This window comes from Arthrobacter sp. CAN_A214, assembly GCF_015751955.1.
GTDB lineage: Bacteria > Actinomycetota > Actinomycetes > Actinomycetales > Micrococcaceae > Arthrobacter_D.
This window is the reverse complement of the sequence record NZ_JADOUU010000001.1, coordinates 46,478-61,972: the sequence shown is the minus strand read 5'-3', so window position 1 is coordinate 61,972 and position 15,495 is coordinate 46,478. Positions and strand designations below refer to the sequence as shown.

The following is a 15,495-nucleotide window of genomic DNA, read 5'->3' as shown; positions in this document are numbered from 1 at the left end:
CAGCGTTGCCGCTGCGGCGTAGTGTCTGAGGTGGACAGTGATGCTAGTACTTGGGTGTTTCCGTTCCCTGCTCGAGTGCCGAGGGCGAGGATGACGCACCGCCGGACTTCAGTGCTGCGAGGCGGGCCTCGATCTCCGTCTGCTCGCCGAGATCCTCAAGGCTCTCGAACTGGGCGTCCAGGCTGGAGCTGGCCAACTCCTGCTGGCCGCGGACCTTTGCCTCTTCCCGGCGGATCTTCTCTTCGAAGCGTCCCACCTCACTGGTTGGGTCGAGGAAGTCGATGCTCTTGACGGCGTCGTGGACCTGCTGCTGCGCCTGGGCTGTGCGCGAGCGCGCGATCAACTGATCACGCTTGCTCGTGAGCTCGTTGAGCTTGCCCTTCATCTGGGTCAGGCCGTTCTTGAGCTTGCCGACGATCTCCTCTTGCGACGCGATTGTGGGCTCTGCGCCCTTCGCCTCGGTCTCGGCGGTGATCTGGCGCTGGATCGCCACCTTTGCGAGGTTGTCGAACTTCTCGGCGTCCACCGGATCACCTGCGGCACGGTAATCGTCGGCTTTTCTCGACGCGGCGAGCGCCTTGTTCCCCCAGCTGCGTGCGTTGTCGAGGTCCTCCTGGTAGTCGTCCTGGATCATCCGGAGGTTACCGATGGTCTGGGCGACGGCGCTCTCCGCCTCGGCGATGCTGTTCGTGTAGTCCCGGACCATCTGGTCCAGCATCTTCTGCGGGTCTTCCGCCTGATCGATCACCGAGTTGATGTTGGCCTTGGCCAGTTGCGCGATCCGTCCGAAAATTGACTGCTTTACCATGTTTTTTCCTTTCATCGTCTGCCTGAATATGGACTGCATGCCGGAAGCGCAGAAGCGCTCGGGAAGTGCCTAGAAACCGCCGCCGCCGCCGTCGAAGCCGCCGAAGCCGCCGCCGCCCCCGTCGAAGCCGCCGAAACCGCCGCCGCCGAAGACGTCACCACCGCCACCGCCACCCCCGCCGAAGAAGCCTCCGCCCCCGCCGTTGAGGAGTCCGCCGAGGAGGATTCCGCCGAGGAGTGCGCCTCCCATGCCGTCGCCGCGTCCGCCGCCATACCCGCCGTACCCGGCCATCCCGCGTCCGCCGAAACCATTGACGTCCTGCTCGGCGAGCTGCGCGGCCTGGTCGGCGAGCTGCGCGGCCTGCTGGGCGTGGGTGAGTGCGGACACAGGGTCCGAGCCCTGGATCTCGATGGCGTACTCGAGATTCCGCTCGGCCTCGGCCAGCCGCGTGCGGGCTTCGCTGCCCACTCCGCCACGACGTGCCCGAATATAGTCCTCGGTACCCGAGATGCGTGACTGGGCAGCCATCAGGGCGTGATGCAGCGAGTCCTTCGCACGGCGGGACTGTTCCGCCTGGTCCCGGACCCCACCCAGCGCGTTGTCGAGCTGCAGATGGGCTGCCTCAACGCGCTCCAGCAGCGACACCGGATCGATCGGTCCAGCTTGCCGCTTGGACCGGACTGTCTGCAGTGCGGCTTCCGCTGCTGCAACCGGTCCGGCAAGATCCTGGTGCATCCCGGTGCCGACCATGGCCTTCGCCTGTGCGAGATCCTCGGCGGTATCGGACGCTGCGCGTTCCAGTTCCAGCTGGGCTGCCTCGAGCTCGGATGCACGCTTGTCGATCGCGTCGAGCAGGAGGTTCGCCTGGTGCACTCCCTCCTCGGTAGCCCGGACCGCCACGACCGCGGGCCCGGTGTCCCCGGCGTCGAGCTTCTGCCGGGCCTCGGCTGATGCGCTCTCGACGAAGGCAAGGCGCTCCCGGGCCTGCTCCACGTTGTCCTGCACCTGGCTTGTTGCCGAGTCCGCGTACCGCTGGCGGAGGTGCGACAGCTTGCGTTCCGCCTCGGCGAAGCGCGTTCCCGCCGCGTTCCCTGCCTCGCGCGCCGATTGCAGGGCCTGGGGAGCATTCCGCTCGAGTTCCCGAAGCGAATCGAAATCGGCTTTGTGCTGCTGGAGCGATTCGTTGACCGCCTCGCAGCGCCGGATGATGTCCCCGAGCCAGGAGCGCTGTTCCTGCTCAGTGTCCGGGATGTGGTCGTCAAGCTGCTGCTGGAGCTTGAACGATTCGCCCATGTGGGCCTTCGCCGCGGCAATATCAGCGGTGAAGGTACTCACGGACGCGGCACCGTATTGCGCCTCGGCGAAACCGACTTCCTGCTCGCTCGACTTGATGGCGTCGTCGGCGGCGATCAGCAGGCTTCCCGCCCGTTTCCTCAGCTCCTCGACGCTGAGCGCAGCGAGGGGATCGACGAGTTCAGCAGGCTGGTTCCGGCCGTCACCGGTGGGGTACCCGTACTCGTCGACACCGTCAGCACTCCTTTTCTGCTTCTTCCGCGAGCGGAGGTAGGCGTACCCGCCGGCTCCCGCAAGAGCCAGGGCGCCGCCCACGAGGGCTATCGCGCCCAGGCCGCCGGGATCGGCGGCCGCGCCGCTTCCAGCACCTGTGCCCGCATCGGCGAGGACTGTCTCGGTGCCTTCGACGGCGGCAATGCCGGCCTCGGCCCAGTTCTGCTGCGCGAGTTGCGGCTCGATCTGCTGCGCGAAGATGTCCTGGGTGCTGGCTTCGATATCGACACCGCCGATGAACCGGGCCTGCTGTGAATCGACGGCAACGGCCAGCAAGGCCTGGTCCCCGGCGATATTGCTGACCTCTGCTGTCTGCTGGGCCCACGCCAGTGGATCCGACGGGCTGGTGAAGCTGTCGACGAAGACCACGTTGACGGTGAAGCCGTACTCGCTCTCAAGATCGGCCACCGCGCTCTCGATGTCAGCTTCATCAGCTGCCGTCAGCACTCCCGCGTCATCGAACACAGGATCACCCGCGGGAAAATCGACGGGTCCGGCGGCGAAGGCCGGAGTCAGCCCGAGGACTGGCAGTGTCATCAGCGCGCACAGGGCCGCGGCGGCACCCATCCGCCTGGGAAGTGATCGCATTCATAACCCTTCAGCATGTTCCCCCGATCACAACCGAAACCAGGAATGAGAGCGGACGACGCCGGGGGTCCCTGGTTTCCGATTCTATGGCGGGTACCGGTAGCCGTCCACTGACGGCCATATGCCCCTAGCGAAACCGGGTGCCCGGCCGGTGGACGCCATACTGGAAACAGAGCAGAACTGCAGTTCGACATCCAGTGAACTCCCAGCCGACACTCAGCTGTCTTACCCGGCGCCGTCAGGGAATGTTGGCACAGTGGAGGAGAACTTAGACGAGAGGAAGTCGCATGACTGAGCAGTATGGCGGACCCGCGGGGCCGGAACGACCGATGCCCCCGCGCCCCGGAAACCCTCCGGCATGGGGGACGCAGGAGACACCGGGGACTGGCGGCGGTGACTACGGCCAGCACGCCGCGTACAACGGCCATCAGCCGTATGACGCCCAGCAGAATGCCTTCCAGGCCCACTCCGGGACGTTCGGGCAGCAGGTGCCTTCCGAGGAATCTCCAGCCGATAGGAAGAGCCGGAGACGTGTGGGCATGGGAACGTTCGCCGCCGGGGTCCTGGTCGCCGGCCTGATCGGTGGCGGCGTTGCGACAGTGGGAAGCGAACTGCTCGACGATGGCGCCCCGGCCTCGAACGCGCCGGCCGGGGCCAGCGAGTCGATCGTGGTCAACAACACCGACAGCGTCAACGAGATCACCGGCGCAGCGGTCACCGCGTCCCCCAGCGTGGTGGAGATCGCCGTGAGCGGCCCCGGGTCGGGCGGATCCGGTTCGGGAATCATCCTCGACGACGAAGGGCACATCCTGACGAATACCCATGTCGTCACGCTCGGCGGCCAGGTTGCCGATCCGCGGGTGGAGGTGCAGTTGGATGACGGGCGGGTCTTCCCCGCCGAGGTTGTAGGTACCGATCCGCTCTCCGACCTTGCGGTGATCAAGGTCGACGCTCCGGATCTCACTCCTGCCACTCTCGGGAACTCGGATGAACTGAACGTGGGGGACACCGCAATCGCCATCGGCGCCCCGCTCGGCCTCAGCGGAACCGTGACGGACGGCATCGTCTCCACGCTCAACCGAACCATCAGCGTCGCCTCCTCCGCTGTGCCTGAAGATCAGGCCGACTCACCTGAGGACAGCGGGGACGGCTTCAACTTCCTGCCGCCCGAGGGGTCCCCCGAGCAGCAGCCGCAGTCCCAGGGTTCCATCTACCTGAACGTGATCCAGACGGACGCGGCCATCAACCAGGGCAACTCCGGCGGTGCGTTGATCGACGCACAGGGACGCATCATCGGCGTCAATGTCGCCATCGCCTCGGCCGGCTCGGGGGAGAGCTCGGGAAACATCGGCGTCGGGTTCTCGATACCCATCAACTATGCGGAGCGGGTTGCCAGGGAAATCATCGAGGACGGGGCTGCGACCCACGGCTTCCTCGGCGTGAGCGTACAGGAAACGCCCCCCGGCGATTCCGGCCAGGGCTCGACGTTCTCCATCGGCGCCCGGGTGGCCACCGTGGAGCCCGGATCACCGGCGGCGGAGGCTGAGCTGCGGGAGGGCGACGTCATCACGAAGCTCGGCGACTACGAGATCAACGATCCGACGGAGCTGACCGCGGCGGTACGGATGCAGCCCGTCGGCCGGGAGGTTCCGGTCGAGCTGACCCGGGACGGCCGCTCCATCACCATCGACGTGGCCCTCGCCGCGGTTCCAGCGCCCTGACCCTCGAAGTGGGGAGCTTCGCGAAGCGCCAGTATGGTTAGCTTGGTTTCGGGAAGATCCCCACTCAAGGAAGGTCACCAATGGACGAAGCCCCAGCGACGGGACTGAACATTGCGGTGCTGGTCAAGCACGTGCCCGACGCGCAGTTCGACCGGCATATCAATGGTGAGCACAAGACCACCCAGCGCAGCGAGAGTATCCTCTCGGAGCTCGATGAATACGCGCTCGAAGCCGCGCTCCAGCTCACTGAGAAGCTTGGAGGCGACGCCGCAGGACACCGGATCACGGCAGTGACCATGGGACCCCCCGCGGCCGTGAGCGCGGTGAAGAAAGCCCTTCAGATCGGCGCCCATCAGGGCGTGCACCTGACGGATGACGCCCTCCTCGGATCCGATGCGTCGGCCACCTCCTTTGCGCTGTCGGCGCTCCTGAGCCACCTTGGCGGTTTTGACCTGGTGCTCACCGGCATGGCGTCGACTGACGGCGAAACTTCCCTCGTTCCGGCGCAGATCGCCGAGCGGCTGCAGCTTCCGCAGGTCACGTTCGCGGCAACCCTCGATGTGACAGAAGAGTCCGGCGGGTGGTTGGTGACGGCGCGGCGCGACGGTGACACCTACTCGGAGACGCTGGAGTCGCCCCTGCCCGCAATCGTTTCCGTAACGGACCAGATCAACGAGCCCCGGTACCCCAATTTCAAGGGGATCATGGCGGCGAAGAAGAAACCGGTTCAGACGCTGTCCCTCGGAGACATCGGCGTTATCGGCGACCAGGTGGGGTTGACAGGATCCTGGACCCGCGTCCAGGACGCCGAGCCGAGGCCTCCGCGGGCCCAGGGGACAGTGATCACCGACGAGGGTGATGCCGGCATCCGGCTCGTGGATTTCCTCGCCGGCCAAAAGCTGCTCTGACCCGATCCATTCCACACCCCACGCAAGGAGGCCGCGGCATGGCCACGGTACTGGTCTTTCTGGATAATCCGGGGGCGACCCTGAACAAGAGCGAGCGGGAACTGCTCTCGCTCGCGGCGAGCCTCGGTGAGGCAACCGCAGCCCTGGCCTCGGACGCGGGTCAGGCCTATCTTGACGGCGTCGGGTCCTATGGCGTGGCTGCCTGCCATGTTCCGGCCGATGCAGACCTCGGCAGCTACCTCGTTGCAGGAGAAGCGGCGTTCCTTGCCGAGGCCGTCCGCCTGTCCGGGGCGCGGGTGGTGCTGCTCGGAAACTCCTACGAGGAGAAGGAGATCGCCGCCCGGGTCGGCGTCCGCCTCAACGCGGGAGTGATCACCGACGTCGTCGGCCTGGATCCTGACCTCACCGCGACGAAGTCCGACTTCGCAGGGTCCTACACGGTCACGTGCAGGGCGACGACCGGGATAGCAGTGTTCACGGTCAAGCCGAACAGCTACGAGGCCGCCGAAGCGGGTACTCCCGAGGGCCCCCGCATCATCCCGGTGGAAACGGCCGTTCCGGCTGCGGCTGCGCGCATCACCGGCCGGGTGGATAAGCCGTCGAGCGGCCGGCCCGGGCTGAGCGAGGCACGGGTGATCGTGGCAGGCGGCCGGGGAGTCGAAGGAAATTTCAAGCCCCTTGAGGAGCTCGCGGACGCACTCGGCGGCGCCGTCGGAGCCTCCCGTGCGGCAACGGATGCCGGTTGGATCGAGCATTCGGCGCAGGTCGGCCAGACGGGCAAAACGGTCTCGCCGCAGCTGTACATCTCAGCGGGTATCTCGGGGGCGGTTCAGCAGAAAGCCGGGATGCAGACGTCGAAGGTGATTGTCGCTGTGAACAAGGACGCCGACTCACCGGTCTTCGAAATCGCCGACTTCGGCATCATCGGCGACCTGTTCACCGTACTTCCGCAGGCCACTGAGGAAATCCGGAAGCGCAGGGTCTAGCCGGTCATGCCGTTCCCCGACTCCGCACCCGTTCGGCGCGTCCTGTGCTTCGCAGCCCACCCGGATGACATCGACTTCGGAGCAGCCGGCACGATCGCCTCCTGGACCGATGCCGGAGTAGAGGTCAGCTACTGCATGCTGACCGATGGCGACGCCGGCGGCTTCGCCGAGCAGCACCGCTCCGGGATCATCGAGATCCGCCGCGAAGAGCAGCGTGCCGCCGCGCGCTTCGTGGGGGTGGAGGACGTTTCCTTCCTTGGACACCCGGACGGCTTCCTCGAGCCCTCTTCCGAGGTGGTTGGCGGTATCGTGAAGCGAATCCGCGAAGTGCGTCCCGACGTCGTGATGTCCATGCACCCGGAACGCAACTGGGACCGCATCCAGAAAAGCCACCCCGACCACCTGGCCTGCGGCGAGGCGGTGACGCGGGCGGTGTACCCGGCGTCGGAAAATCCCTACGCCTTCCCCGAACTGGCGGCGGCAGGACTCCCCGCATACCGCGTTCCCTGGGTTTGGTTCTTCGGGGGACCAGGTCACCTTGAGAACCACTTCGTCGATATCACCGGGTTCGAGGACCGGAAACTCGCAGCGATCCGGGTCCATGCCAGCCAACACCCGGACATCGAGGGGATGGACGCCACAGTCCGCCGCATGCTCGCCGGCAATGCCCGCCGCGCCGGCCTTCCCGAGGGTTCCAGCGCCGAAGCGTTCCACGCAGTGGGGATCAACACCAAGGACACCATCGCGGGGTTCTAGGAGAACGCTGCGACGGCCCCGGATCGATCTGACGCCGGAGAACCCCGAAAGACCGTTACCTACACCTGGAAAGGTATCTCGGCGACCAGAGGGAGGGTCGGCGCTGGAGAGCCGCCTGCGGGTTCAACGGTCAGGGCGAGTCCGGTGAACTGGTCGATGCCCTGGACCGCAGTCACCTTGGACCCGGCCACATCCTCGGCCGTCATGGTTCCTACCGAAACCGGGGCCGAGCCATCCGTGGGTAAACGCCACATCTGGTACACCGATCCCTCAGGCGGGGCAGGCACACCGGTCAGGGTCAGCACTGCGGCATTCTCCTCACGGGACACCGCCAGGTCGGCCGTGCCGCCCGGCGCTAGGACGAACTCGTTGGTGCGGAGATCGGAGGCCTGGAGCACTTCCTCCTCGAGAGAGGGCTGCAGGTTCTGCGCAATCGTCACTGCACCGACCGCGAGAACCACCGCGGCGGCTCCGGCCACCAACCACTGGGTGACCGAACCGGGACGACGGCGCTCCGCCCGTGCTTCACGGCGCCGGGTCAGGTCATCCAAGCCGGGCTCCTGCACCGGTCCCGATGATTCCGAGGATGGCGACGGACGCTCGTCCCCTTCGGAGACCCCCGGGAGCTGGATCAGGATCTTGTTGAACAGGCCGGCGGGAGGTTCTGCCTCGTCGATCGCATAGGCGCTGGTGATGGTCTCGCGGGCCGTGCGGAGCCGCTCGTCGAAGGTGAGGCTCACCGCTGGTTCCGCGGTGAGGAGGAACCCGTCGATGGTTGTACGTTCGTCGTCACTGAGCGCGTCGAGGGCATACAGTTCGGCCCACTCCACAACGTGGCCACGGCTCAGGTCCGTCTCGAGGTCCTCGGCGAACTGCCGATTCCTATCCCTGTCCTGCATCTCAGTTCACCCCCAGGCATGTTTTGAGTCGAAGTAATCCGTCGCGGATTCTTGATTTGATGGTCGGTACGGCTACCCCGAGCTTTTCCGCGACTTCGCGGTAGGTGAGCCCGCCGTAGTACGCAAGCTTCACCGATTCCTGCTGGGTAGCCGTGAGCGTGTCGAGGCACTTCACTACCGTCTCGGCTTCAAGACGCTGCGTCACGGTGTCGACGACGTCGTCGTGGTCCGGCACCAGGGTGGCGGCTCCGTACCGGGCCTCCCGGTCGGTGGAGCTCTGCTCCGACCTCACCCGGTCCACTGCCCTCCGGTGGGCCAGTGTCATCAGCCACGCCATCGGGCTGCCGGCCGCCGGATTGAAGCGGTCGGCACTGTTCCATACCTGGAGGTAGACCTCCTGGGTAGCATCCTCGCTGAGTTCCGGATCGATGAGCACCCGCCGGGCAAGGCCGTACACACGGCGGGACGTCTGCTCGTAGAAGGCAGCGAACGCGTCGGTGTCCTGTTGGGCGATCCGGAGCAGGAGGTCCGTCAAAGTTGAACCTGCGCCGGACTCGCCACCCGATTCGCGTGCCCTGGCGTCCACGGGGGTTACCCGGCTAACTCGTGGCGTGTCCATAGGTTCCAAGCATAAAGCTCTATGGCGCAGTCTTCGAACACTGGGGCTGCCGGGGCGGCGTGCGGGGGCAGTGGCAATCACCAACTGATCCACCCTCCTGCCTCGACTGTATAGCTACCATTGACATCTTTGATGTCAGCTATTATTCGGAGCCGGAGGCGGAGCGGATGGGAACGGGGGTCAGCCGATCTCCGGGTGTCCGGCCACAGCGATGAGGGTGTCGGCGTTGAGGATGAAACCGGTGCCGAGTTCCCGGAGGAACCGTGTGCGAACGCGGTCGAGGACTGCCGGATCCTCGGGGATGACGCTGCGGAATCCGCTGCCGAGCACCAGCGACCAGGCCATGTCAGCGTCGAGCGGCACGGCCAGGGCAAGTTTCTCCACCGTGACCGAAGCGAATCCATGGCGTTCCAGCCAGGCGGTCAGGCGCCCTTCACCGGTCAACTCCCGACGATTCGCCAGGAAGGACCCTGGGGCTGCCGGCGCATGGTCAGGGGATTCGGCTTCGCACGCTCCCAGGAGCTTCGTCTCGAACGGCTCGAGCGCGCCCTCGTCCCAGACGCTCAGCGCGAATCTCCCACCCGGCCGCAGTAGCGACAACACCCGCAGCGTCACCGCCGACATATCGGGTGAAAGGCAGAGGCCGTAGCAGCTCAGGGCGGCGTCATAGGGTGCATCGGTGTGCCATTCCCGCGGATCCTGCGCATTGAACCCGATGTTCTCCAATCCCATGGCCCCGGCCTTGTCGCGGGTGAGGTCCAGCAGGGGGACGGCAGGGTCCACTGCGTCCACCCTGCCGTCCGGTCCGGCAAGCTGGGCTGCGGGAATGGTGGCGCTCCCGGTTCCGGCGTAGACGTCCAGCACCCGTTCCCCGACCAGGACATCCGCTGCGGCAACCACCGCATTACCTACCGTGTTCCACAGGGCCGGTGCCAACCGGTCGAAGTCCTCCGCGCCGTCGTCGGGCGCAATCGAGGCGTGGCGTGCAGTCATCGGTGGTCTCCTTGGTGCATCAGAGGACTGCCCCTTCGAACCCGTGCTGGCGCCAGGCTTCATAGAGCACGATCGAGGCCGTGTTCGCGAGGTTGAGGGACCGGCGGGATGCCAGCATGGGCACCCTCACCCTCGCACTCACGCGTGGGTCGTTCTTGACATCCGAGGAAAGCCCCACGGACTCCGGTCCGAACAGGAGAATGTCCGAGGCACGGTATCGGATGTCGGTGTAGGACACCTCGCCGTCGGACGTGAAGGCGAAGACGCGCTCCGGAGCAAGGCTTTCCCACGCCGCAGCAAGGCTCCCATGCACCGAGAGGACGGCGAGGTCGTGGTAGTCGAGCCCCGCCCGGCGCAGCTTGGAATCCTCGAGGCTGAACCCGAGCGGCTCGACCAGGTGCAGTTCGGCACCCGCCACCGCGGCAAGGCGGATTGCATTGCCGGTATTTCCGGGGATCTCGGGGGAATGGAAGAGGATGCGGAACACCGCTCCATCCTAGCTTCCGGCGGCACTAATCTTCCGCGGCGCCCAGCAGCCTCGCAAGAACCGGGAGTTGGACCACATTCGGTTGCGGGCCCGCGGCGAGGAACGTCCGGATCGTCCGGACCATGGTTCCCGCGTTCACCACCTGGATGGCTGACGGCGCGGACCTGTCGAACGACGGCGGACTGTCGATCACCGGGTCGAAAGGGTTGCCCCGCGCGCCGTGGACGACCAGCCAGCCGCTGACGTTGCATTCGGGAAACAGATCCTGCATTTCCCGGACGGTGTTCGTTATACCGAGTCCCTGGACCGCTCTGCCCTGATGCCGGAGCGTCCGGCCGTCCCAGTCGAAATTACCCGGGGTGGCAGCGAAGGAATCGAGCACGGCGATCCGGTAGCCGCCGAGGACCGCATGGCCGGCGGTTGTCCCTGCACTGTTCGGAAACTTCAGTCCGTTGATCAGCCGAGCTGCGGGATACGTCGGCAGCAGGGACTGCTCGAGAATCGCCGCCGTCCGCAGTTCCCCCTCAACCCTCGCGCGGGCAGCACCTGCCATCCTGCCGAAGATCCCGGGTTGCCGGGGCGCTCCGTGCAATTGCCGCCCGGCAAGGATGAGCGGCACCACCGGAGGCTCTGTCGGAGAGAACGGCGGGAGGTAGTCCGGGGGCGCTTTCGCTGCCTCGGTGTTTTCGCTCCTTGCCGCAGCGCGGGGCTGGGATGACCGTGCACCTGCCCCCGGTGCCCCAGTGCGGCGCGTGCCGTTGCCGGCGTCGTATTTCTGCCTGCGCGCGGGGTTGCCCAGCGTCTCGTAGGCCACGGCCACGGCGTGGAACAGTTCCTCGCTTCCGCCGAGGTCCGGGTGCGAGGTCCGCGCCGCCCTGCGGTATGCGTCCTTGATCTGCTTGTCCGTTGCATCGGAAGCCAGGCCCAGGATGTCGTACGGAGACGCGCCCGAGGCGTCCGGCATGGTGCTCCCTTTCGAATGTCGCGACGGCGTCCGCTTCCCAACGAATCCAGCGCTAGGTCCGCGCCTTCACATATCGAATGTACAGGGCTGAATCCTCGGTCAGGAGCGACGCGAGGGAAAGTGCCACGGGGCTGGCCGGTGCCTCTCCTACGGAAATCCGGGGCCCCTCACCACCGGCGAGGAGTGGGCTGATGGAAAGGCACAGGTCGTCGACGGCGCCGGATGCCGTCAGGGCACCCAGCACGGAGGGCCCGCCCTCGCACAGGACCTTGGGGACGGCCCGGTCGGCAAGCGAATGAAGGAGCGCCGCCGTCTCGACGGATGCGGCACCGCAGATCACGACGTCGGCCACGCGGGACAGTGCGTTCCGCTGCGGGGCAGGCGCCGAGCCGCTTGTGAAGATCACGGGCCGGACGGGTGCCTTCGAGAAGAACCCACTGGACGGGTCGAGGTTCAGTGAACCGGAGATGATGCCGAGTGCGGGGTGAGCCGGAAGCCCCTGCCTCCGTCGCCAAGCCTGGCCCTCGTCGTCGACCAGGGCACCCTCATAGCCTTCGGCTCGGATGGTGCCGGCACCGACCAGAATGATGTCGGGAAGCCGGCGCAGCAGGCGGAAGATGCGTTTGTCGCCGTCGTTCCCGAGACCGGCAGAGAGTCCGTTGCTCGTGACCGAGCCATCCGCCGCAGCCACGAAGTTGAACCGAACGTAGGGGTGACCGGTTCCGGGAAACGCTGGGTCCGGTTGCGCGTCGGGATAGGCGTAGAGGCGCATCAGGTCGGCGTCGGTCAGCCCGGCGGATCCACCGGCTAGGAGGGAAGTGATCATGGAGCTGCCGGTTCATTGAAGTTGCCCATGTTATGGCGCAGATAGGCAGGCTGCCGCCAACCGAACACTGCTTCGGTGAGGTCGATGGCAGCACGGGATGCCGCGACATCGTGCATCCGCACCACCCGTGCGCCGCCGAGGATGCAGATGACGGCGGCGGCCAGCGACCCTTCGGCCCGCTCGCGCTTCGGCTTGTCCAGGGTCTCCCCGATGAAGTCCTTGTTCGAGACCGCCGCTAGCGTCGGGAAGCCCAGCGCTGCGATCTCGGAGAACCGCCGGGTGATCTCCAGCGAATGCAGGGTGTTCTTGTTCAGGTCGTGCCCCGGATCGAGGAGGATGCGGTCTTCCCGGATGCCGAGGTCCACGGCGGTATCCACCTTCCGCAGCAGGAACTCTGCGACGTCGCGGGCGACGTCGTCGTACGTCGGCCGGGGGTACACAGTCCGGGGCTCGGCGAGGCTGTGGGTGATGACGAGGTGTGCACCCGCTGCGGCCACCACCGCGGCCAGATCCGGGTTCCGGAGCCCCGTGGTGTCATTGATGACGTTCGCGCCGGCGGCGAGTGCAGCTTCGGCGACCTCGGGGAGGAAGGTGTCGGCGGAGATGATCACATCGGAGACCTCCCGCACCGCGGCGATGACCGGGACAATTCGCGCTGACTCCTCCGCCGCAGACACCGGGGAGCCGGGCGAGAACGGGGCGCCGCCGATATCGATCCAGTCCGCGCCGTCCCGGACCGCTGTTCGGGACGCCTCGATCGCGGCGTCCAGCCCGAAGGTGGCGCCGGAATCGTAGAACGAATCGGGAGTGCGGTTGATCACCGCCATCAGCGCTACCTGCCGGTCGAAGTCCAGGACCTTCGCGCCGAAAGCCTGCACCGGATGCCGCAGCACCGGAACGAACCTGCCTGTCGGGGGAGTTCCTGCTTCGCTGTCCACAGGGGTATTTCTACCAGAGGGACCGGACGACTCCGCGTGCACCGGCCGCACCGGTAGAATTGCAGGATGCCCGTGTACCTTGACCACGCGGCGACCACGCCTATCTCGGCGCCAGCGCTCGCCGCCCTCACGCTCGAACTTTCCCGCAGCGGCAATCCGTCGTCGCTGCACGGCTCCGGCCGCCGCGCCCGGCGCACCGTGGAGGATGCCCGGGAGATTCTCGCCCGGACAGCAGGCGCCCATCCGTCCGAGGTCATCTTCACCTCCGGAGGTACCGAGGCCGACAATCTCGCGGTGAAAGGCCTGTTCTGGGCACGGCGGGACGAGGACCCGCGGCGGACGCGCATCCTGTGCTCAACGATCGAGCACCCCGCCGTCCAGGACACCGTCGAATGGCTCGAGCGCCACGAAGGCGCCCGGGTGACATGGCTTCCCGTGGATGCCCAGGGCGTGGTGTCGCTCGAGGCGCTGCGGGCCGAGCTGCAGGCGGATTCCGGGTCGGTGGCCCTGGTGACGGTGATGTGGGCCAACAACGAGGTAGGCACGGTCCAGAGAATTCCGGAAATCACCGGTATGGCGGCGGCCCACAATGTTCCCGTCCACTCCGACGCCGTCCAGGCGTTCGGTTCCCTCCCGCTGTCCTTCGCGGACTCCGGGCTGGCGACCATGGCCGTCAGCGCCCACAAGATCGGTGGTCCGGTGGGTGTGGGAGCGCTGTTCGTCGGACGGTCGGTCGCGCTCACCCCCGTGCAGCACGGCGGCGGTCAGGAGCGCGATGTCCGGTCGGGAACGCTCGACGGCGCGGGCATCGCCTCGTTCGCGGCGGCCGCGGACGACGTCGTCGCCCACCTGCCGGTTGAGGCGGCACGCCTCGCGGCGTTGCGCGACCGCCTCATCGAGGGCGTCCTGCGGGCAGTGCCCGACGCGGTACTCAGGGGCGTGAGCCACCCCGCGCCGGTAGGCGCGAGGCTCCCGGGGAACGCCCACTTCACGTTCCCGGGGTGCGAGGGTGACTCACTGCTGTTCCTCCTGGACCTGGCGGGCATCGAGTCCTCCACGGGGTCCGCCTGCACCGCGGGAGTGCCCCGCCCATCCCATGTCCTCCTGGCCATGGGGCTTTCCGAGGAGGAGGCACGGGGCGCCCAGCGGTTCAGCCTCGGGCATACATCGACCCCCGGTGACGTTGACGCAGTGGTGGCGGCGCTGCCGGGGGCGTACGGGCGCGCCCGCGCCGCTGGCATGGCCGGCACCGCATCATCCATTCGAACGGCAGGAACTGGTTTCTCATGAGGGTATTGGCAGCCATGAGCGGCGGAGTCGATTCAGCGGTCGCTGCGGCGCGAGCCGTGGAGGCAGGGCACGACGTCGTCGGAGTCCACCTCGCGCTTTCCCGCATGCCGGGGACGCTGCGCACCGGGAGCCGCGGCTGCTGCACGATCGAGGACTCCCGTGACGCCTGGCGTGCCTGCGACATCCTTGGGATTCCCTACTACGTCTGGGACTTCTCGGAACGCTTCAAGGCCGATGTGGTGGACGATTTCGTCGCCGAATACGCAGCGGGCCGCACCCCGAACCCGTGTATGCGGTGCAACGAGCGCATCAAGTTCGCCGCGTTGCTCGAGAAGGCGCTTGCACTCGGCTTCGACGCCGTGTGCACCGGACACTATGCGAAGGTCATCGAGGACGCGGACGGCAACCCCGAGCTGCACCGGGCAGCCGACTGGGCGAAGGACCAGTCCTACGTCCTCGGCGTCCTCACCTCCGAGCAGCTGAAGCACTCGATGTTCCCGCTCGCCGAGACGCCGTCGAAGGCCGAGGTGCGGGCCGAGGCCGAGCGCCGCGGATTGTCGGTCGCCAACAAGCCGGACAGCCACGACATCTGCTTCATCCCCGACGGCGACACCCGCGGCTGGCTCGAGGAGCGCATCGACATGAGCGAGGGCAGCATCCTCGACGTCGATGGAGCTACGATCGGGAGCCATCCGGGAGCGAACGCCTTCACCGTGGGGCAGCGCAGGGGCCTGAAACTCGGCACTCCCGCTGCGGACGGCAAACCGCGCTTCGTGCTGGAGATCCGGCCGAAGGACAACACGGTGGTGGTGGGTCCGGAACATCTGCTGGCAATCGACGAGATGCGGGGCATCAAGGTGTCATGGGCCGGAGTGCCGATCCCTGAGGTCTTCTCCGGCGCGGAATTCCCCTGCATGGCGCAGGTCCGGGCCCATGGTGACCCGGTTGACGCACGGGCCTTCGTGGAAGCCGCGACTGACGGCGCGCAGGAGCTCGTGGTCCGGTTGATCGAACCGATGCGCGGTGTGGCGCCGGGACAGACCGTGGTCCTGTACCAGGGGTCGCGGGTCCTCGGCCAGGCCACTATCGACTCGGCACGGTCCGCTCTTCGGCCTGAACTGGCGGCAGCCGGAAACTGAGGCCCGG

15 protein-coding genes are annotated in these 15,495 nt (G+C 66.9%); 6 read left to right on the top strand and 9 right to left on the bottom strand.

The features are described 5' to 3' along the window. Nucleotides 1–43 precede the first annotated feature (43 nt). Nucleotides 44–808 (bottom strand): PspA/IM30 family protein, encoded by a 765-nt coding sequence (locus tag IWX65_RS00260; protein WP_196880493.1) that lies wholly within the window; start codon nt 806–808, stop codon nt 44–46. Nucleotides 809–877: 69 nt separating this feature from the next. Then, nucleotides 878–2,962: a TPM domain-containing protein gene (locus tag IWX65_RS00255; protein ID WP_196880492.1), complete on the bottom strand. Its 2,085-nt coding sequence runs from the start codon at nt 2,960–2,962 to the stop codon at nt 878–880. 287 nt (nt 2,963–3,249) lie between these two features. Between IWX65_RS00255 and IWX65_RS00250 the strand changes: the two genes are divergently transcribed. The 4 genes from IWX65_RS00250 to IWX65_RS00235 all read left to right on the top strand — a co-directional run bounded on the left by IWX65_RS00250 (nt 3,250) and on the right by IWX65_RS00235 (nt 7,333). Beyond that, on the top strand, nt 3,250–4,683 hold the full coding sequence (locus IWX65_RS00250; protein ID WP_196880491.1) for a S1C family serine protease: 1,434 nt from the start codon (nt 3,250–3,252) through the stop codon (nt 4,681–4,683). An 80-nt stretch (nt 4,684–4,763) separates the two neighbouring features. Further along, nucleotides 4,764–5,591: an electron transfer flavoprotein subunit beta/FixA family protein gene (locus IWX65_RS00245; RefSeq protein ID WP_196880490.1), complete on the top strand. Its 828-nt coding sequence runs from the start codon at nt 4,764–4,766 to the stop codon at nt 5,589–5,591. 38 nt (nt 5,592–5,629) lie between these two features. After that, a complete protein-coding gene (locus tag IWX65_RS00240) occupies nt 5,630–6,577 on the top strand; it encodes an electron transfer flavoprotein subunit alpha/FixB family protein (protein WP_196880489.1) in 948 nt (315 codons plus the stop codon). A gap of 6 nt (nt 6,578–6,583) precedes the next feature. Continuing rightward, the gene (locus IWX65_RS00235) at nt 6,584–7,333 is read left to right on the top strand and encodes a PIG-L deacetylase family protein (protein WP_196880488.1); all 750 of its coding nucleotides are present in this window, start codon (nt 6,584–6,586) and stop codon (nt 7,331–7,333) included. A gap of 59 nt (nt 7,334–7,392) precedes the next feature. Here IWX65_RS00235 and IWX65_RS00230 read toward each other — a convergent pair whose 3' ends face one another. The 7 genes from IWX65_RS00230 to folP form a co-directional block, all read right to left on the bottom strand. Next, nucleotides 7,393–8,232 carry an anti-sigma factor gene (locus tag IWX65_RS00230; RefSeq protein WP_196880487.1) on the bottom strand — a complete coding sequence of 280 codons (840 nt, stop codon included), beginning with the start codon at nt 8,230–8,232 and terminating at the stop codon, nt 7,393–7,395. Between the two features lies 1 nt (nt 8,233). Continuing rightward, nucleotides 8,234–8,851, bottom strand: a complete 618-nt coding sequence (gene sigK / locus IWX65_RS00225; protein ID WP_196880486.1) for an ECF RNA polymerase sigma factor SigK — start codon at nt 8,849–8,851, stop codon at nt 8,234–8,236. A 180-nt stretch (nt 8,852–9,031) separates the two neighbouring features. Then, nucleotides 9,032–9,844 carry a class I SAM-dependent methyltransferase gene (locus IWX65_RS00220; protein ID WP_196880485.1) on the bottom strand — a complete coding sequence of 271 codons (813 nt, stop codon included), beginning with the start codon at nt 9,842–9,844 and terminating at the stop codon, nt 9,032–9,034. Between the two features lie 19 nt (nt 9,845–9,863). After that, complete coding sequence (locus IWX65_RS00215) at nt 9,864–10,331, bottom strand: tRNA (cytidine(34)-2'-O)-methyltransferase (RefSeq protein WP_196880484.1); 468 nt, start codon at nt 10,329–10,331, stop codon at nt 9,864–9,866. 25 nt (nt 10,332–10,356) lie between these two features. Then, nucleotides 10,357–11,295: a J domain-containing protein gene (locus IWX65_RS00210; protein WP_196880483.1), complete on the bottom strand. Its 939-nt coding sequence runs from the start codon at nt 11,293–11,295 to the stop codon at nt 10,357–10,359. A 52-nt stretch (nt 11,296–11,347) separates the two neighbouring features. Next, complete coding sequence (locus tag IWX65_RS00205) at nt 11,348–12,121, bottom strand: pyrimidine reductase family protein (protein ID WP_196880482.1); 774 nt, start codon at nt 12,119–12,121, stop codon at nt 11,348–11,350. Next, complete coding sequence (gene folP / locus IWX65_RS00200; protein ID WP_334683555.1) at nt 12,118–13,059, bottom strand: dihydropteroate synthase; 942 nt, start codon at nt 13,057–13,059, stop codon at nt 12,118–12,120. Before folP ends, IWX65_RS00205 begins: the two co-directional genes overlap by 4 nt. A 66-nt stretch (nt 13,060–13,125) precedes the next feature. Here folP and IWX65_RS00195 point away from each other — a divergent pair, with 66 nt between their 5' ends. Next, nucleotides 13,126–14,349: a cysteine desulfurase family protein gene (locus tag IWX65_RS00195; RefSeq protein ID WP_196880481.1), complete on the top strand. Its 1,224-nt coding sequence runs from the start codon at nt 13,126–13,128 to the stop codon at nt 14,347–14,349. Further along, complete coding sequence (gene mnmA / locus IWX65_RS00190; RefSeq protein WP_196880480.1) at nt 14,346–15,488, top strand: tRNA 2-thiouridine(34) synthase MnmA; 1,143 nt, start codon at nt 14,346–14,348, stop codon at nt 15,486–15,488. Before IWX65_RS00195 ends, mnmA begins: the two co-directional genes overlap by 4 nt. The last annotated feature ends 7 nt before the right edge of the window (nt 15,489–15,495 follow it).

Coding starts and splice junctions, on each gene's coding strand:
- IWX65_RS00260 (WP_196880493.1), bottom strand. CDS start 808: ATGGTAAAGCAGTCAATTTTCGGACGGATCGCGCAACTGGCCAAGGCC.
- IWX65_RS00255 (WP_196880492.1), bottom strand. CDS start 2,962: ATGCGATCACTTCCCAGGCGGATGGGTGCCGCCGCGGCCCTGTGCGCG.
- IWX65_RS00250 (WP_196880491.1), top strand. CDS start 3,250: ATGACTGAGCAGTATGGCGGACCCGCGGGGCCGGAACGACCGATGCCC.
- IWX65_RS00245 (WP_196880490.1), top strand. CDS start 4,764: ATGGACGAAGCCCCAGCGACGGGACTGAACATTGCGGTGCTGGTCAAG.
- IWX65_RS00240 (WP_196880489.1), top strand. CDS start 5,630: ATGGCCACGGTACTGGTCTTTCTGGATAATCCGGGGGCGACCCTGAAC.
- IWX65_RS00235 (WP_196880488.1), top strand. CDS start 6,584: ATGCCGTTCCCCGACTCCGCACCCGTTCGGCGCGTCCTGTGCTTCGCA.
- IWX65_RS00230 (WP_196880487.1), bottom strand. CDS start 8,232: ATGCAGGACAGGGATAGGAATCGGCAGTTCGCCGAGGACCTCGAGACG.
- sigK (WP_196880486.1), bottom strand. CDS start 8,851: ATGGACACGCCACGAGTTAGCCGGGTAACCCCCGTGGACGCCAGGGCA.
- IWX65_RS00220 (WP_196880485.1), bottom strand. CDS start 9,844: ATGACTGCACGCCACGCCTCGATTGCGCCCGACGACGGCGCGGAGGAC.
- IWX65_RS00210 (WP_196880483.1), bottom strand. CDS start 11,295: ATGCCGGACGCCTCGGGCGCGTCTCCGTACGACATCCTGGGCCTGGCT.
- IWX65_RS00205 (WP_196880482.1), bottom strand. CDS start 12,121: ATGATCACTTCCCTCCTAGCCGGTGGATCCGCCGGGCTGACCGACGCC.
- IWX65_RS00195 (WP_196880481.1), top strand. CDS start 13,126: ATGCCCGTGTACCTTGACCACGCGGCGACCACGCCTATCTCGGCGCCA.
- mnmA (WP_196880480.1), top strand. CDS start 14,346: ATGAGGGTATTGGCAGCCATGAGCGGCGGAGTCGATTCAGCGGTCGCT.